This window comes from Brachybacterium sp. YJGR34, assembly GCF_003347015.1.
Lineage (GTDB): Bacteria > Actinomycetota > Actinomycetes > Actinomycetales > Dermabacteraceae > Brachybacterium.
In genome coordinates, this window is the sequence record NZ_PNFB01000017.1 from 1 (window position 1) to 15,735 (window position 15,735).

At 71.8% G+C, this 15,735-nt stretch carries 9 protein-coding genes; all 9 read right to left on the bottom strand.

Annotated features, from left to right (window positions below):
* Window positions 1–24 precede the first annotated feature (24 nt).
* Entirely contained in the window at window positions 25–3,228 is a 3,204-nt protein-coding gene (locus CXH06_RS13545; protein WP_114855732.1) for a pectinesterase, read from the bottom strand.
* Window positions 3,229–3,321: 93 nt separating this feature from the next.
* Complete coding sequence (locus CXH06_RS13550; RefSeq protein WP_114855733.1) at window positions 3,322–5,433, bottom strand: hypothetical protein; 2,112 nt, start codon at window positions 5,431–5,433, stop codon at window positions 3,322–3,324.
* Between the two features lie 61 nt (window positions 5,434–5,494).
* Window positions 5,495–6,661, bottom strand: a complete 1,167-nt coding sequence (locus CXH06_RS13555) for an oligogalacturonate lyase family protein (protein ID WP_114855734.1) — start codon at window positions 6,659–6,661, stop codon at window positions 5,495–5,497.
* Between the two features lie 31 nt (window positions 6,662–6,692).
* Window positions 6,693–8,891, bottom strand: coding sequence for an ABC transporter ATP-binding protein (locus tag CXH06_RS18630; protein ID WP_114855735.1), 2,199 nt, complete (start codon window positions 8,889–8,891; stop codon window positions 6,693–6,695).
* A 27-nt stretch (window positions 8,892–8,918) separates the two neighbouring features.
* Window positions 8,919–10,076, bottom strand: coding sequence for an ABC transporter permease (locus CXH06_RS13565; RefSeq protein ID WP_114855736.1), 1,158 nt, complete (start codon window positions 10,074–10,076; stop codon window positions 8,919–8,921).
* 12 nt (window positions 10,077–10,088) lie between these two features.
* The gene (locus CXH06_RS13570) at window positions 10,089–11,081 is read right to left on the bottom strand and encodes an ABC transporter permease (RefSeq protein WP_114855737.1); all 993 of its coding nucleotides are present in this window, start codon (window positions 11,079–11,081) and stop codon (window positions 10,089–10,091) included.
* Between the two features lie 7 nt (window positions 11,082–11,088).
* A complete protein-coding gene (locus CXH06_RS13575; protein ID WP_114855738.1) occupies window positions 11,089–13,083 on the bottom strand; it encodes an ABC transporter substrate-binding protein in 1,995 nt (664 codons plus the stop codon).
* Window positions 13,084–13,367: 284 nt separating this feature from the next.
* Window positions 13,368–14,369, bottom strand: coding sequence for a LacI family DNA-binding transcriptional regulator (locus CXH06_RS13580; protein WP_114855739.1), 1,002 nt, complete (start codon window positions 14,367–14,369; stop codon window positions 13,368–13,370).
* Between the two features lie 116 nt (window positions 14,370–14,485).
* Window positions 14,486–15,484, bottom strand: a complete 999-nt coding sequence (locus CXH06_RS13585; protein ID WP_114855740.1) for a LacI family DNA-binding transcriptional regulator — start codon at window positions 15,482–15,484, stop codon at window positions 14,486–14,488.
* Between the last annotated feature and the right edge of the window lie 251 nt (window positions 15,485–15,735).

A 15,735-nucleotide genomic window follows, 5' to 3' on the forward strand; every position in this document is an offset into this window, starting at 1 on the left:
CGTGCCCCGGCGGGACCGCGCGGCTCAGCCCTCGTCGATGCGGGTCCAGGACCCGGAGGTGCCGGGCCGGTCGCCCTGGGTGCGCCGGGTGGCCTCCCAGACGGCGCCGTCATGGCCCGCCCGGTCGCCGCGCTGATAGGTCTGCTCGGCGGACCAGCGCTCGGGGAGGGTGGAGACCGTCAGCGGCTCGGAGAGCTCCGAGGGCCCCGCCGCGTTCGTCCCCCGCACCCACAGGGTGTACTCGGTGCCGGGCTCGAGATCGCGGACGTAGGTGGTGCTGACCTTGCCGCTGGCGACCACGGCCGGCTCCCCGTCGATCTCGCGCAGCACCTCGACCGTGTCCGTCCCGGCGCCGCGGTCCCAGGTCACGCCCACGAAGGTGTCGCCGCGCAGGGTGGCTTCGAGTGCGGAGGGGGCCTCCGGCACGAGGCTCGGCACGGTCAGCGCCTCGCCGGGCTCGGAGGCTCCGCGCTCGTTGGCGGCGACGATCCGGTAGCTGTACCCGCTCGAGCCCGCGGAGAGGGAGTCGTCGACGTACGAGGTCTCCTCGGTGCGGGCGATCTCGGTGGCGGCGGTCTCGCCGTCGGCGGTGCGCAGCACCACGTACTCCTGGGCGCCGTCCACGGCGTCCCAGCCGAGCGCCGTGTGCGCGGGCCCCTGCTCGGTGAGCACCGGGGCGGTGGGCGCCGCGGGGATCTCCATCGCGGGACCGGAGGTCGCGGAGACCTCGGCCGACGGGTCGGAGAGCCCGCCGGCGGTGCGGGCGAGGACGCGATAGCGGTAGTCGGTCGCGGGCTCGACCGTGTCGTCCTCGGCGCTGGTCGAGGCGGTGCCGGCGACGTCGGTGAACGCGCCGTCGGGACCGGCGGCGCGCTGGAGCACGTAGCCCTCGGCGCCGTCGACGGCGTCCCAGCTCAGGGACGCGCCGTAGCTGCCGATCCCCGTGATCTCGAGGCCGGCCGGGGCCTCCGGCACCGGGACCGAGGGATCGACCGGGGTGACGGAGGCGTGCGGCGAGGCCTCGGCGGCACCGCCCGCGGCCACCGGCACGATCCGGTAGTCGTGCCGCACACCCAGCTGGGGCGCGTCATCGGTGAGGGCGCCGTCCGCGGAGGAGCCGATCACCCGCCAGGCGGGATCACCGGCGGTGGAGCGCTCCACGAGCACGGAGGTCGCGTCCGCGGCCGGCTCCCAAGTGATCTCGACGGTCCCGGCGGCGGGGTCCGCCGTGACCTCGGGCGCCTCGGCCGGCGGCGCCGGCACCTCGCCCGAGGGCGCGGTGGGCACCACGACGACCAGGTAGTTCATGCGGTTCCCGCCGGCATTGGGCCCGAGGATCACCTCGTCCCCGGCGCGGACGTCCCGGGAGAACAGCTCCCAGGTCACGGGCTGGGTGTCCTGCAGCTGCAGGCCCGTGGCCTCGTAGTCCTCCGCGAGCCAGGCGGGCTGCTCGGGGATGCGGGTGTCGTGGGCGACGTACACGCGGGCGTCCGCCGCGGCGTGGAAGCGCAGCGTGTCCTCCGCGTCCGAGGCGCGGGAGTCGACCGCGGTGCGGATCCACTCGGCGCCGGCGACCTCGCCGGGCACCTCGGTGAAGGTGTACCCGGAGCGGTCCCCGGCCACCACGTCGCCGACCTGCAGGTCCTCCTGCACCGACCAGTCCGTCGCATTGTCCGCGCCGCTGCCGGAGGTGTCGTTGACGACGCCGCCGCGGATGATCGTGCCGTCCAGGGGAGCCGGCGGCGCGGCCGGCTCCTCCTCGGGCTCCGGGGCCGCCGGCGGCTCGAAGACCTCGCCGTCCCAGGGAGCGGGCGTCATCGGGTAGCCCTCGGGGAAGCTGGGAGCGGCCAGCTCGTTGAGGTACTCCTCGAGGTTGGTGTAGCCGTCGCCGTCCGCATCGTGGTTGCGGTCCTCGGGATCGTGGGGGTCCAGCTGGTTCCGCCGCTCCCACCGATCGGGCATGCCGTCACGGTCGGAGTCCTTCGGCGGGTCCGCCTCCTCGATCGCCGGGTAGCCGCCCACGTCGTCCTGGTGCTCGATGATCCCGCCGGACTGCTCGCGGACGCTGGTGATCACGCGCTCGTCCACGGGATCGCGGGTCAGCGAGGCGCCGGCGTGCTCGAGGACCATCTCGTGCGCCTCGAGCGCCTCCTGGGTGTGCACCGGCGGGTACGCGAAGCGCTCCGGCACCACCACCGCCGGACGCTCCTCCTCGAGGATCTCCTCGCCGCCGACCTCGCCGTCCAGCACCCCGTCGCGGTCGCCGTCCACGACGTTGCCGTCGATGTGCACCTGGTAGTTCTCGTTGCCCCGGACGATGGCGTCCTCGGGGTTGCGGGAGTTCGCGCCGGCGATGAAGGTGTTGCCCACGACGTTGCCGTAGCCCTTGGTGCCGGATTCGCCGCCGGCGACGTACGGGTAGTCGCCCCAGTTGTAGACCGTGTTGCCGACGAAGTCCATGACGCCCTTGGTCTTCGGGTTCCGGTCGTTGTTGTGGGCGTAGAGGTTGTGGTGCATGGAGATCGTGTTCATCTCGACCAGCCCGCCCATCGAATGGGTCAGCAGCCCCTCGGACATGATCGACCACTGCACGGTGATGTTCTCCGAGGTGGGGTTCTCGTAGTCCTTGGACTTGATGGACAGCACCTCGTCGGTGCCCCAGGAGAACGAGGAGTGGTCGATGATGACGTTCTGCGAGTTCTCGACGTACATCGTGTCGTCGTTGACGTCCGGATGCTTCCCCATGCGGAACCGCAGGTGACGGACCACGATGTCGTGGCTGTCGATGATCCGGATCGTGTTGCCCAGGACGGTCACACCGCCGCCCGGGGCGGTCTGGCCGGCGATCGTGATGTTCGAGGCGTCCTGGACGATGATCTGCGGGATCTCCAGGTTCCCGGAGACGTCGAAGACGATCGTGCGGGGGACCTCGCCGCTGGTGGTCAGGGCGTGGTGGAGGGTCCCCTCGCCGGTGAGCTCCTTGGAGGTCACGTGGTAGACCTCGCCGCCGCGTCCGCCGGTGGCGGCGTAGCCGAAGCCCTCCGCGCCGGGGAAGGCCGGCAGGGCGTCCGGAGAGGGGGCGTCGGCGAGCGCGGGGGCGGCGGCGCCCCCGAGCAGGGAGGCCAGCAGCGCCGTGGACGCTGCCAGGGCGGTGACCCGTCGGCCGCGGGAGGGGCGGGACGGGGGCCGGAGGGGTCGGGGACGGCGGGGGATGGGGCGATCGGACATGCTGCGTACCTCGCTGTACGTCGTCGGGATCGGGGATCGAGGGCGGACGGGTGGAGGAGGAGGCGGACAGAGGGACAGGGGAGGGGACGGCCGTCAGGGGGAGAGGGCGAAGCCCTCGGCGCGGACGTCCCAGTCGTCGGGGAATCCGGGGCAGGCCGTCGGCGCGGAGGTGGCCCCCGCCCCGGCGCCGTCCCAGCCGCCGGCCATCAGGGCGACGGCCGTCAGCAGGCCGCCGTTGCCGGGCAGGTAGAGCGGCAGGGACCCGGTCTGCCGGTTGTGCCCGCTGGGCAGCACGGTGTTCTTCCCGGTGTCGGTGAGCAGGAGGTCCACGGCGTCCTCGGGTCGGCCCAGGCGCGCGGCGGTCATCGCCATCACCGGGTAGTCCCAGCCCCAGGTGGAGTCCCAGTCCCAGGAGTCCAGGACGTCCTCGAGGGTCGCGGCCATGACGGCGGGGTCGATCCGGTCGGTCTGCGGGAGCACGCCCAGGGCACACAGCATCGAGGGGTGGTCCTCGCGGATCGTGTACGGCTCCACCGCGATCGCCGGGTAGACGCCGTCCCGCGGCGCGGGGGCGATGAGCAGATCGCGGATCTCGGCCCAGGCCTCCGGGACCGGCAGGCCCCGTCGCTGCTTGAACGCGCACGCCCGTTCGAGCGCCCAGTGCCACTGCACCAGCTCGTAGGTGGGGTTGCGCACCGCGGTGCGCATCCCCCCGTAGCTCTCCTGCGCGGGGATCAGCGGCGGACCCAGCTCGGCGCCGGCGCCGGTGCGCAGCGCGAAGGACGCCATGAAGTCCGCGGTCTCGGTGACGAGGTCGTCGACCTCGGCGAGGAGCTCGAGCTCGTCGACGCCCTCGGCGCGTAGCAGGAGCTCCACGAGATGGATCAGGTGGGGCTGCTGCCAGATGAGGAAGGTGCCGATCCCGCTGGGGGTCTCCTCCCCCTCGGGGCCCACCTGCTTGGGCCACCGGGCGCCGGCGAAGCCCTGCAGGCCGGCCATCTCCCGGGCTCGGGGCAGGATCGAGCGGTACCAGTCCAGGCTGCGGCGCAGCAGCGCCGGGCGGTTCCACAGCGGGAAGTGCGCCGCGTGCCACCAGTGCATCTCGAGGTGGGACTTGCCGCGCCAGGAGTTGCAGACCAGTCCCGTCTCCTGCGGCGGCATGCGGCCCGCGCAGTGGATCGCGGTGAGGAACTGGGAGAGGACCACGCGGCGCTCGAGCTCCGCGGCCCGCGGATCCGCCACCGCCCCCAGGTCCAGGGCGGCGCCGGATTCCCAGAAGTCCCGCCAGTGCGCGCGGCAGGCGGCCAGGGTCGCGGCCACGTCCGTCGGCGGCGCCGGCGCGGTGACCGTGCCGGGCCGCAGCTCGAGGGACAGCGAGAGCTCCTCCCCGTCGGTCTCCACCAGGATCTCGTGGTCCGCGGCGGCGGTCAGGCGCGCCCCGGGTGCCCGCACCAGGACGGTGTACGCCGTGGCGTCCACCTGGCGGTCGATGCGCCACAGACCCTCCTCGAGGGGCGTGAGCTCGGTGGTGTGCGCCGCGGGCCGCGTCCAGTCGTGCGCGCTGTGCCAGTCCGCGCTGCCGTAGGCGAAGGCGAGGCCGATGCCGAGTCCCGTGCGCAGCGCCGAGGAGCGCAGCTGCAGGGCCACCAGATCGCGCTCGGGGTGGACCGCGGTGACGGTCTCCAGGCGCTCGCCGTCGATCGCGCTCACCGAGGTGATCACCCCCTCGTAGAGCGCCAGCTGCTGCCGGACGGGCTCGACCTGCCGGGGCGCCAGAGGTGCCCCGTCCCGGCGCAGCCCGAAGGTGCCCAGGTCCAGCCGGTGCGGATTGCCGCGCAGCTGCAGGTCCCGCTCCCCGGTGTCCTGCTCGGTGCCGCCGGCGACCTTCCCGGACATGTCCACGTACGGCACCGGGCCGCGGTCGGAGTCGTAGGTCACCAGGGCATCCCGCCAGCTGTGGGCGCTCGCCGACGGCAGGCTGTGCCAGCCCCAGGTGCTGAGGGTCCCCAGCAGGGTGCCGTCCGGGCGGCTCTCGTCCCGCGGGGAGACGGGATAGGAGGCGGGCAGGGACTGCAGCCCGGTGGCGTCCACCGTCACGGCCAGGTCGCCGTTGCCCACGCCGAGCGGCGAGCGGGGGTCGACGGCGTCCAACACCACGTCGTGACGGGAGACGAGGGCGCGGCGGTCGATGGGCGGGCGGGACATGGCGGCTCCTGGGCGAGAGGACGGTGACGAGGGGCGGGCGGCGGGCCGGTCGCGGGCCGGTTCAGGGGTCCACGAGCGGCAGATCCCCGAGGTCCTCGGGGAGGTCCAGCAGGTGCACGGCGCCGTACCCGCGGGCGTCGGAGGTGAACAGCACCTGGCGGGCGTCCGGGCTCACCGTCGGATGCACGTGGAGAGCCTGGGTGTGGAAGGAGCCGCGGTGGCGGTGCAGCAGGCGCGGCGGCGTGAACGCGTCGCCCTCGCGCTGCCACACCATGAGCCGCGGCGCGGTCTTCGTGCCGTCGCCGACGATCATCTCGAGATCGCGGCTGTGGTAGTGCATCGAGCTCTCCACCAGCGGTGCCTCCCAGAGACCGGTGCCGTCGAAGCGCACCGCCCCGTGGAACGGCCCGGTCTGCTCCCGGCCGCCGGTCCAGCCGTGGAAGCCGATGAACTCGCCGCCCTCCAGCCAGTACTCGTGCCCCACCATCTCCGTGCCGGAGGTGGGACGGATCGCCGTGGCCTCCCCGGTGGACAGGTCCAGCAGCCAGATCCGGTGGTCCACCAGGTGCCAGGGCCCCTCGTGGCAGAAGGTCAGCAGCTCCGGACGGGTGGGGGAGGTGTTCACGTGGCCGATCCAGGCGCGCTCCTCGCGCACCACCTCGGCCTCGCCGCCGTCGACCGGCACCCGCAGGATCCGCGAGAGGGGCCGTGCCTCCCAGTACTCCCGGAAGCCGACGTAGCCGTTGCCCAGGTCCAGGGCGAGACGGTCGGAGAGGTCCTCGCTGTAGCTGATCATCACCCAGGCGCCGTCGGCCGTGACGTTCGTGGTCCCGCCCTCGCCGAAGCGCGCCGGCGTCGTGTGCAGCACCCGCTGCTCGAGCGAATCGAGGTCCAGCGCCACCAGGTTCCGGCCGTGCCAGAAGTACGCCTCGGCGCGGAGCGGGTTCAGGCTCACCGAGTGGAAGAGGTTCGAGGCCACGGTGGCGCCGTCGGGCAGGTCGGTGAGCTGGCGGAGCTCGTGGCTGTCGAGGTCCAGGCCGTAGAGGTTGGTCGCGTTGCCGCGGTCGGAGGCCAGCAGCAGACGGCGGCCGTCGTCGTACCAGCCCGGATTCGTGAAGTAGGTGTGGTGGCTGTGGGCCTTGTGGTCGGTCAGCTGCGTGATCCGCACGCCCGTCTCGGGGTCGTGGACGGTGCGGGACTCCGCGGGATGCAGGGTGCCGAGGGGCATGGCGGGGCTCCTGGGTGGGGGTCGGTGGCGGTCAGTCGTGGCCGCGGGAGATGCCGGCGAGCTCGATCTCCTCGGAGCGGTGGCAGGCCGCGCTGTGCCCGGGGGAGAGCTCGCGCAGCGGGGGGACCTCGCCGTCGCAGAGGCCGTCGCGCACATGGATGCAGCGGGTGCGGAAGAGGCAGCCCGAGGGCGGGTTCGAGGGATCGGGCAGGTCGTCGGAGCGCAGTGTGCTGCGGTGGCCGCCGCGGCGCTCCGGGTCGGGGACCGGGACCGCGTCCAGCAGCGCCTCGGTGTAGGGGTGCTGCGGGGCGCGGTACAGCTCGTCCGTGGGGCCCTGCTCGGCGAGCCGTCCCAGGTACATCACCCCGACATGGTCGCTGACGTGCTCCACCACGGACAGGTCGTGGGAGATGAACAGGTAGGTGAGGTCGAACTCCTCCCGCGCCTCCTCGAGGAGGTTGAGGATCTGGGCGCGGATGGAGACGTCGAGAGCGGAGACGGGCTCGTCGGCGATCACCAGGCGCGGCCGGGTGATCAGGGCGCGGGCGATGTTCAGGCGCTGGCGCTCGCCGCCGGAGAACGCATGGGGGTAGCGGCGCATGTGCTCGGGGCGGATCCCCACCCTCCGCAGCATCTCCGCGACCTGCTCGCGCAGCTCGCCGCCGCGCGCCCGGCCGTTGACCTGCAGCGGCTCGCCGACGATCTGCTCGACGGTCATCCGCGGGTTCAGCGAGGAGAAGGGGTCCTGGAAGATCGTGCGGATCTCCGTGCGGTAGGCCTTCAGCTGCCGGGTGGTCAGGCGCGCCAGGTCCACCACCTCGCCGTCCGCGCGGTGGTAGAGGATCTCCCCGGCCGACGGCGCCAGCAGGCCGGCGACGCAGCGGCCCAGGGTGGTCTTCCCGCAGCCGGACTCGCCGACCAGGCCCATGGTCTCGCCGAGCCGGATGCTGAGATCGACGCCGTCCACGGCCTTGACGCTGCGGGTGGCGCGGCGGAACATCCCGCCGCCCACGGGATAGTGCTTGGCAAGGCCCGAGACCTCGAGGATCGTCGGCGCCGCCTCGGCGCCGGCGTCCTGCCCGGGCTCCGGGCGCGGGGTGATCCGCACGGCCCGCTCGCCCTGGTCGGCCGCGTCGACGCCTCCCTCCTCCGGGGGCGGGACGGCCCCCTCATGGCTGTAGAGGTGGCAGGTGGCCTCGTGCTGGTCGCCGAACGGGGTCAGGGGCGGCGCCTCGACCTCGCAGATCCCCTGCATCGCGAGGTCGCAGCGGGTGCGGAAGGCGCATCCGCTGGGCCGGTTCTGAGGGCTGGGCACCATGCCCCGCACCGTCGGCAGGGGCTCGCCGCGGCGCCCGCCCTGGGCATCGGGGATTGAGCGCAGCAGCGCCCGGGTGTACGGGTGCTTGGGATGGCGGAAGATCTCCTCGACGGGCCCGCGCTCGACCACCGTGCCGAGGTACATCACGGCCACCTCGTCGGCGATCTCCGCGACCACCCCGAGGTCGTGGGTGATGAACATCAGCGCCATCCCGTTCTCGGCCTGCAGGTCGCGCAGCAGGTCCAGGATGCGGGCCTGGGTGGTGACGTCGAGAGCGGTGGTGGGCTCGTCGGCGATGAGCAGCGAGGGGTCGCAGCACAGCGCGATCGCGATCATCACGCGCTGGCACATGCCGCCGGAGAGCTGGAACGGGTAGGCGTCCAGGCGGCCCTCCGGGTCGGGGATCCCCACCCGCTGCAGCAGGGTCAGGGCCTTCGCCCGCGCCTGCTGCGGGGTGAGGTCCTGATGGAGCCGGATCGCCTCGGTGAGCTGCGCGCCGACGGTGTACAGCGGGGACAGGCTCGCCATCGGCTCCTGGAACACCATCCCGATCTCGCCGCCGCGCACGGCGCGCAGCTCCTCGCTCTCGTCGGCGAGGGTCGCGAGGTCGACGGTCTCGCGACCTTCGGGGGACCACAGGATCTCGCCGCCGACGACGCGGCCCGGCGACTCGACCAGCTGCAGCACGGAGCGGGCGGTGGCGGACTTGCCGCAGCCGGACTCGCCGACCACGCACAGGGTCTTCCCGGGGTGGACGGTGAGGTCCACCCCGTCGACCGCCTTGACCGTGTGGTCCGAGGCCTCGAAGTGAGTCTCGAGGCCCCGGATCCGAAGCAGGGGCCGTTCGTCGAGGGCGAGGGCCGCGCCGGAGGTGTCGGGCGCCGGCCCGGGGGTGGGGAGATCAGAGATCATGGGTGCTCCGTCGTCGTCGCGGGAAGGTCAGTTGCTGTAGGGGTCCGCGGCATCGCGGATGCCGTCGCCCAGGAAGTTCATCGCCAGCACGGTCACCACCACCGGGATGCCGGGCAGCAGGATCCACGGCGCCGTGGAGATCGCCCGGACGCTCTGCGCCTGCTCGAGCAGCACGCCCCAGCTGACCGTCGGCGCCTGCAGACCCAGTCCCAGGAAGGACAGGCCCGTCTCGGCGAGGATGATCGCGGGGATCGACAGCGACAGGTTCGCGATGATGTGGCTGGTGAAGGAGGGCAGCATGTGCCGGAACATCACCCGCTGCTGCGAGCAGCCGTCGGCGACGGCCGCCTGGACGTACTCCTCGCCGCGCACGGCGAAGAACTTCCCGCGCACCTCGCGCGCCATGCCCACCCAGCCCACCAGGGAGATGACGACCGTGAGGGCGAAGTACCGCTGCAGCGGTCCCCAGCTGGGCGGCACCGCCGCGAACAGCGCCATCCACAGCGGGATGGTCGGAATGGACATGATCAGCTCCATCAGGCGCTGGATCGCGGAGTCCAGGCGCCCGCCGACATAGCCGGAGATGCCGCCGATCACCACCCCGAGGATGAGCGAGAAGAACACGCCCACCAGTCCCAGCGACATCGACACGGTCGTGCCGTGGATGATCTGCGAGAGCAGGTCGCGTCCGCTGGCGTCAGCTCCCAGCAGGTACACCGGTCCGATCTCGGGATCGATCGGCCCGATGAGGTGCCGGTCCATCGGGATGAGCCACAGGAGCTTGTACTCCGCGCCCTGGACGAACAGCCCCACGGGGATCGTGGTCGAGGGGTCCCGCTCGAACTCGAGCTCGAGGGTGGCGGGGTCCTGGGTCATGATCAGGCCGTCGACGTGCGGGCGGAAGGAGCCCTCATCGAAGAGCTCCAGGCGCTGCGGCGGGGCGTAGGTGTAGTCCGCGTCGTGGAAGGAGCCCGGATAGGGGGCCAGGAACGGGGCCAGCAGCGCGACCAGATAGATCGCCAGGGTGATCACGCCGCAGACCTTCGCCACCTTGTGGCGGGAGAAGGCCTGCCACATGAGCTGCCACTGCGAGGCGACGGCGAGGTCGCCGGTCTCCGGCGCGTCGGGGTGCGGGGGCTCGTCCAGTGCGGTGCCCGCCGGCGGCGGGGCCAGGGATTCAGCCATCGGAGGACCTCCTCAGTAGCGGAGCCGGACGCGCGGGTCCAGCCACGCGAGGGCGAGATCGGAGATCAGGGTGCCGATGACCACGAGCACGGCGCTGATCAGGAGGATGGATCCGGCCAGATACATGTCCTGGCTCATCAGGGCGTTGAGCAGGAGCGGCCCGGTGGTGTTGAGGTTCAGCACCTGGGAGGTGATCGCATCGGCGGCGATCAGCCCCGGAAGGATCCAGCCGATCGTGGAGAAGAACGGGTTCAGCGCGGCGCGCACGGGGTACTTGATCGTCAGACGGTTGCGCTTCATGCCGCGGGCCCGGCCCGCGGACACGTAGGGCTTGCGCAGCTCGTCGAGCAGGTTCGCGCGCAGGACGCGGATGTTCCCCGCCGTGCCGGCCGTGCCCCAGATGACGATCGGGATCCACAGGTGGGCGAGCAGGTCGCCCACCTTCGCCAGGCTCCACGGCGCGTCCCGGTACTCCGGGGACAGCAGCCCGCCCACGCTCTGACCGAAGTAGGTCAGCCCGATCCACATCAGCACCAGCGCGATGAGGAAGTTCGGCACCGCCAGGCCCAGGTAGCCGAAGAACGTGAAGGCGTAGTCCGTGATCGAGTACTGGCGCAGCGCCGAGTACACGCCGATCGGGAAGCTGATCGCCCAGATGAAGATGAGCGTCAGGATCGAGAGGGTGATCGTCAGCGGCAGCCGTTCCATGAGCAGATCGCTCACCGGGCGGTTGTAGCTGAAGGACTCCCCGAAATCGAGATGGAGGACGATATTGGAGATCCACTTCCAGTACTGCACGTACCACGGATCGCCCAGGCCGTAGCGCTCGCTGAGCCGCTCCAGCTCCGCCGCGTCCAGGGGCTGGTCCCCGGCCGCGGCGAGCTTGGCCTGCACGGTGGTGAGATAGTCGCCCGGCGGCAGCTGGATGATGATGAAGGTGATCAGGGAGATCGCCCAGACCGTCGGGATGAGGATGAGGACACGTCGACCGATGTAGCGCAGCATCGCCCGGTCAGCCGAAGTACCAGATCGGCGGATCGATGTGGCCCGGGGTGAAGTACAGCGGCGACTCCGGGTAGGACTCCACGACGTTGCGCAGGTGGTTCTTGGCGATCGCGAAGCCGTCGCCGGGCAGCACGGTGCCGATGGCGTAGAACTGCTCCTTGGAGATCGCGAGGATCTGGCGGAACAGCTCCTTGCGCTTCTCCTCGTCGGGCTCGAGCGGGATCTGCCGCGCGAGCTCCATCTGCTCCAGGACCTCGGCGGGCGGCTCCTCGGCGTTCTCGCCCTGGCCGTCGGTCGTGAAGTGCTCCGCCCATTTCACGGCGTAGTTCGACTCGCTCCACGAGGGGAACCACCAGCGCAGCTCGTCCATCTCGGTGCGATAGCCGCCGTCGCCGCCCCAGGTGTTGGCATCGTGCTGATTGGCCGCGGCGGTCTTGCGCTCGTAGAACAGGGTCCGCTCGAGCGGGTTGACCGTGGCCTTGACGCCCGCCTGCTCCCAGGTCTGCACCACCAGCGCCATGGCCTGCGAGTGCTGGGCGGCATCGGCCGTGACGTCGACCTGGAAGGTGAGGCGCTTCCCGTCCGGGCGCAGCCGGAAGCCGTCGGAGTCCTTCTCGGTGAGCCCGGCGGCGTCGAGGTGCTCGTTCGCCAGGTCGATGTCGAACTCGGTGAACTGGGTCGCGTACTCCTCGTCGAAGAACTCCGACTTCGGGCTGGGCGCGGCCTGGTGCGGCTGGCCCTGGCGCTGGTACACCGTGTCCTGGATGTCCTGCCGGTCGATGGCATGGGACAGCCCGATGCGGAAGTCCTTGTTCTGGAAGATCTCCCGCAGCACCTCGTCGCGGTGGTTGAGGTTCAGGGAGATGACCATCTGGTTCATCGAGGTGTTCTCGACGGTGAGGAACCGGAAGTCCCCGGACTCGCGGGCGTCGGCGAGCACCGGCCGGTTGGGGTCGGTGGTGAAGTTGCGCCCGTGCATGTCGATCTCGCCGTTGACGGCCTTGAGCAGCATGACCTCGTCGTTCTGGACGATCTCGAACTCGAGGTGGTCGATGAACGGCAGCTGGGCGCCGGCGTCGTCAGTCTTCCAGTAGTACGGGTTCCGCTCCGCCTTGACCACCGTGCCCTCGTTGAGCGGGGTGGTCAGGCGCCAGGCGGTGAGCAGCGGCAGCTCGACATTGTTGAAGAAGGCCTTGCGGTCTGCCCAGTAGTCCGTCCAGTCGCCCATGCCCGCCTCCTCGGCGAGCTTCTCCGCCTCCGGGTTGAGGTCCGGGAGGAACTGCGAGAGGTAGTGCTTGGGCCAGCCCAGCAGGTTCTTGGGCTGCTCACCGCGGCTCGCGGTCACCAGGAAGTCGCCGCGCGGGCCGGGGTAGGTGAGCTTCACCGTGGACTCGTCGATCTTCTCCGGCGTGCAGGGCTCGCCGTCCGCGGTGAGGAACTCCGGCACCGACGGGTACAGGGTCTCGTTGTAGTACACGTCCTCGATGGCGAACATGATGTCGTCGGCGGTGACGGGCTCGCCGTCGGACCAGCGCATGCCGCGCCGCAGGTGGAGGGTGAACTCGGTGCCCTCGTCGTTGACGTCCACGGCCTTGAGGGTGCCGGGGAGCCCGAACTCGTCCAGCTGCGGGCTGGCGCGGACGGTGGGCTCGTAGTGGATGAAGCGGTCCAGCCAACCGCGGTCCTGGTCGAGGACCACGCCGGCGAAGGTGCCGCCGTAGGGGCCGTACTCCGGGGTGGGGACCACCAGGCGGTCCTCCTCGACCGGCATGCGCTCCTCGAGCGGCGGCAGCTCGCCGGCATCGACCTGCTCGGTGAGCATGGGGGACTCCAGGGGGCGGTCGGGGTCCGGGGAGGTGTTGCGGGCGTCGCCCTCGCCGGCCTCCTCGGTCCCGGAGGAGGCGCAGGCGGTCAGGAGGCCGCCGAGGCCGAGGGCGCTGCTGCCGGCGACCAGCTGGCGGCGGGAGAGGGCGGTGGGGCGAAGAGCGGGGGAGTCAGGCACGACAGGTCCTCCTTGACGGGTGTGCCAACGCCATGAGTCGTTTCAAGCTGGAGGGGCGGGTGCCCGCTGGGGGTGACGGGTCGACTCTCGGCGATGAGGGATCGGATGTCTCGCGGTGCCGGAAGTAGACCACGGTGGTTCAGGAGGCGTCAACAGCAAGCGTTTGCCTCGCACGTCGATCCGTGGAGGGAAATGTTCTGTCACCTGCCGTGATGTCCTGGTGATGGTGCGGAAATCGTTGCGCCGCCGTGATGCGCGCCGGCCGATGCCGCTTCCGCCCGGACTCAGATCGTCGAGCCGCGCACCACCAGATGAGGTCGCACGGTGAGCTGGCGCGTCGGGACCGGGCGACCTTCCACCAGATCCAGCAGCATCGTGCCGGCGAGGCGTCCGATCTCTCGGAGGTTCTGCTCGATGCTCGTGATCGCCGGGACGGTCGCCTCCGACATCGCGGTCCAGTTGCCGAAGCCGGTCACGGCCACGTCCTGGGGCACCGAGCGGCCATGGGCGAGCAGCCGCTCCAGGGCGCCCCGGGCGATCTGGTCGGAGTCGCAGCACACGGCATCGATGTCGTGGCCGGAGGCCAGCGCGATGTCGATGGCGCGCCGGCCCCAGGCCTCGCTCCAGTCGCCGTGCATCGTCCCGCGCACCAGGGCGGAGCCCGCGTGCTCGGCCACGGCCTGCGCCTTGGGGCCGGCGGTGCGGGAGCTGGCCGGACCGGCGATGTGCAGGATCCGCGTGCGCCCCAGCTCCAGGAGATGGTCGATGGCCAGGCCCATCGAGGACCTCCGGTCCGTGACGACGGCGTGCTCCGCCGGCTCCGCGGGGGTGTCGAAGGTGTAGACCGTGGGGATGTCGGTGCGCAGCGGACCCTCGAGCCCGTGCGGGCGGTTGGTGACGATGAGACCGTCCACCCGGCGCTCCTGCAGGGCCCGCAGCAGGTGCTCCTCGCGCATCTGGTCCTCGCGGGTGTCGCTGAGGATGATCGACATCCTCCCCACGGCGAGGGCGTCCTCGGCGCCCATGAGGATCGGCATCGAGAAGCGCCCGTAGCTGTCGGTGGTGAGGAAGCCGACGGTGTAGGTGCGTCCGCTCGAGAGGCTCCGGCCCCGCGGATCGGCCACGAAGCCGAGGCGGTCGGCGACCGAGCGCACGTGCGCTCGGGTGGACTCCTTGAGGGTGCCGGTGTTGTTGAGCGCCTTGGAGACCGTGCCCACGGAAACTCCCGCGGCACGGGCCACATCGGAGATACGGACGCGTTCGGTGGTGCTGGGCCTGGACTGCATGGCTGAACAGTACGCCCGACGGGGCGGACGTGGGGTCACCCGGCCAGAGATCGGAAAACGGTTGCGGATGCCCGGCGCGATGCCGGCGCCGAGCGGTCGCGCCGCCGGGGCGGCTCCTACCGCCGCGGGGCCGGGCCGGTCGACTCCCGCCAGATGGTCCGCGTGATCGCCGCCCCGTCCAGGGCGGGCCCCTCGCCGTGCATGATGCGCAGCAGCTCGCGCAGGAGGTCCGCGCCCAGCCGGTGGTGGTCCGTGGCGACGGTGGTCAGCGAGGGAGTCATCCAGGCGCCGAGCGGCAGGTCCTCCCAGCCGGTCACGCTGAGGTGCTCGGGCACGCGCCAGCCGCGCTCGGCCGCGCCGCGGATGACGCCGGCGGCGACCAGGTCGTCGGCGGCGACCACCGCGGTGATCGGGGTGTCCTCGGGCAGCTCGAGGATCGTCGCCCGGGCGTGCTCGGGGTCCCAGCCGCCGTCGATCACCGTGGCGACCTCCAGGTCGTGGCGCTCGGCGGCGTGCAGGAAGGCCTCGCGGCGCCGCTGGGAGGAGGGGTGGCCGCTCTCGCCCGTGAGATGCAGCAGGGCGCGATGGCCCCACGCGGCGAGGTGGTCGACGAGCTCGGTCATGCGGTCGGCCTCCGAGAGCGGCCCCACGCCGCGCATCTTCCGGTCGTAGACGGGTGCCGAGATGATCGGTGCGCTGCCCTGGCGGGAGCTGCGGGTCTCGGGCAGGTCGGTGAGCGAGAGGACGGCCTCGTAGAGGCCGGAGTCCGCGAGCTCCACGACGCGGCCGCCCTGGAGCTCGCCGCGCGGGAGGGTCACGACCTCCACCGCGAAGCCGGCGCTCTGGGCGGACTCGCTCGCCCCGCTGAGCACCTCGCGGGCGCTGCGCGCGTCGCCGGCCGGGACGATCAGGGCCAGGCGCCCGGTGGAGCGGTTGCGCATCGCACGGGCCACCAGGTTGGGCCGGTAGTCGAGCTGGGCCACGGCCTCGTCGATGTGCGCGGCGAGCATCGGGGAGACGGTGGGGTCCCCCTTGAGGCGCCGCGAGACCGTCTGGTGCGAGACGCCGGCGAGGCGCGCGACATCGCGGATGGTGGGGCGACGGACATCGGCCATGGGTCCTCCTCGAGCGGTGGGGCTCCGTTCCTCGCGGCGCGCTCGACGGGTCGCGGCGGCACTCCCGCTGGTCACGATCTCACAACGAGTGACCGTTCATCCACCGATGAGCCGGGCTGCGGTGAGTGACAGGATCCGGCGGGGGTCGACCGGGGAGGGTGGTGCGAGTACAGCGTTGGAAAGCCAGGTCACGACTCTGCGCGGAGACGGCATGCCGCCACGTGCTCGATCTCGGGGGCCACCTGGGTGAA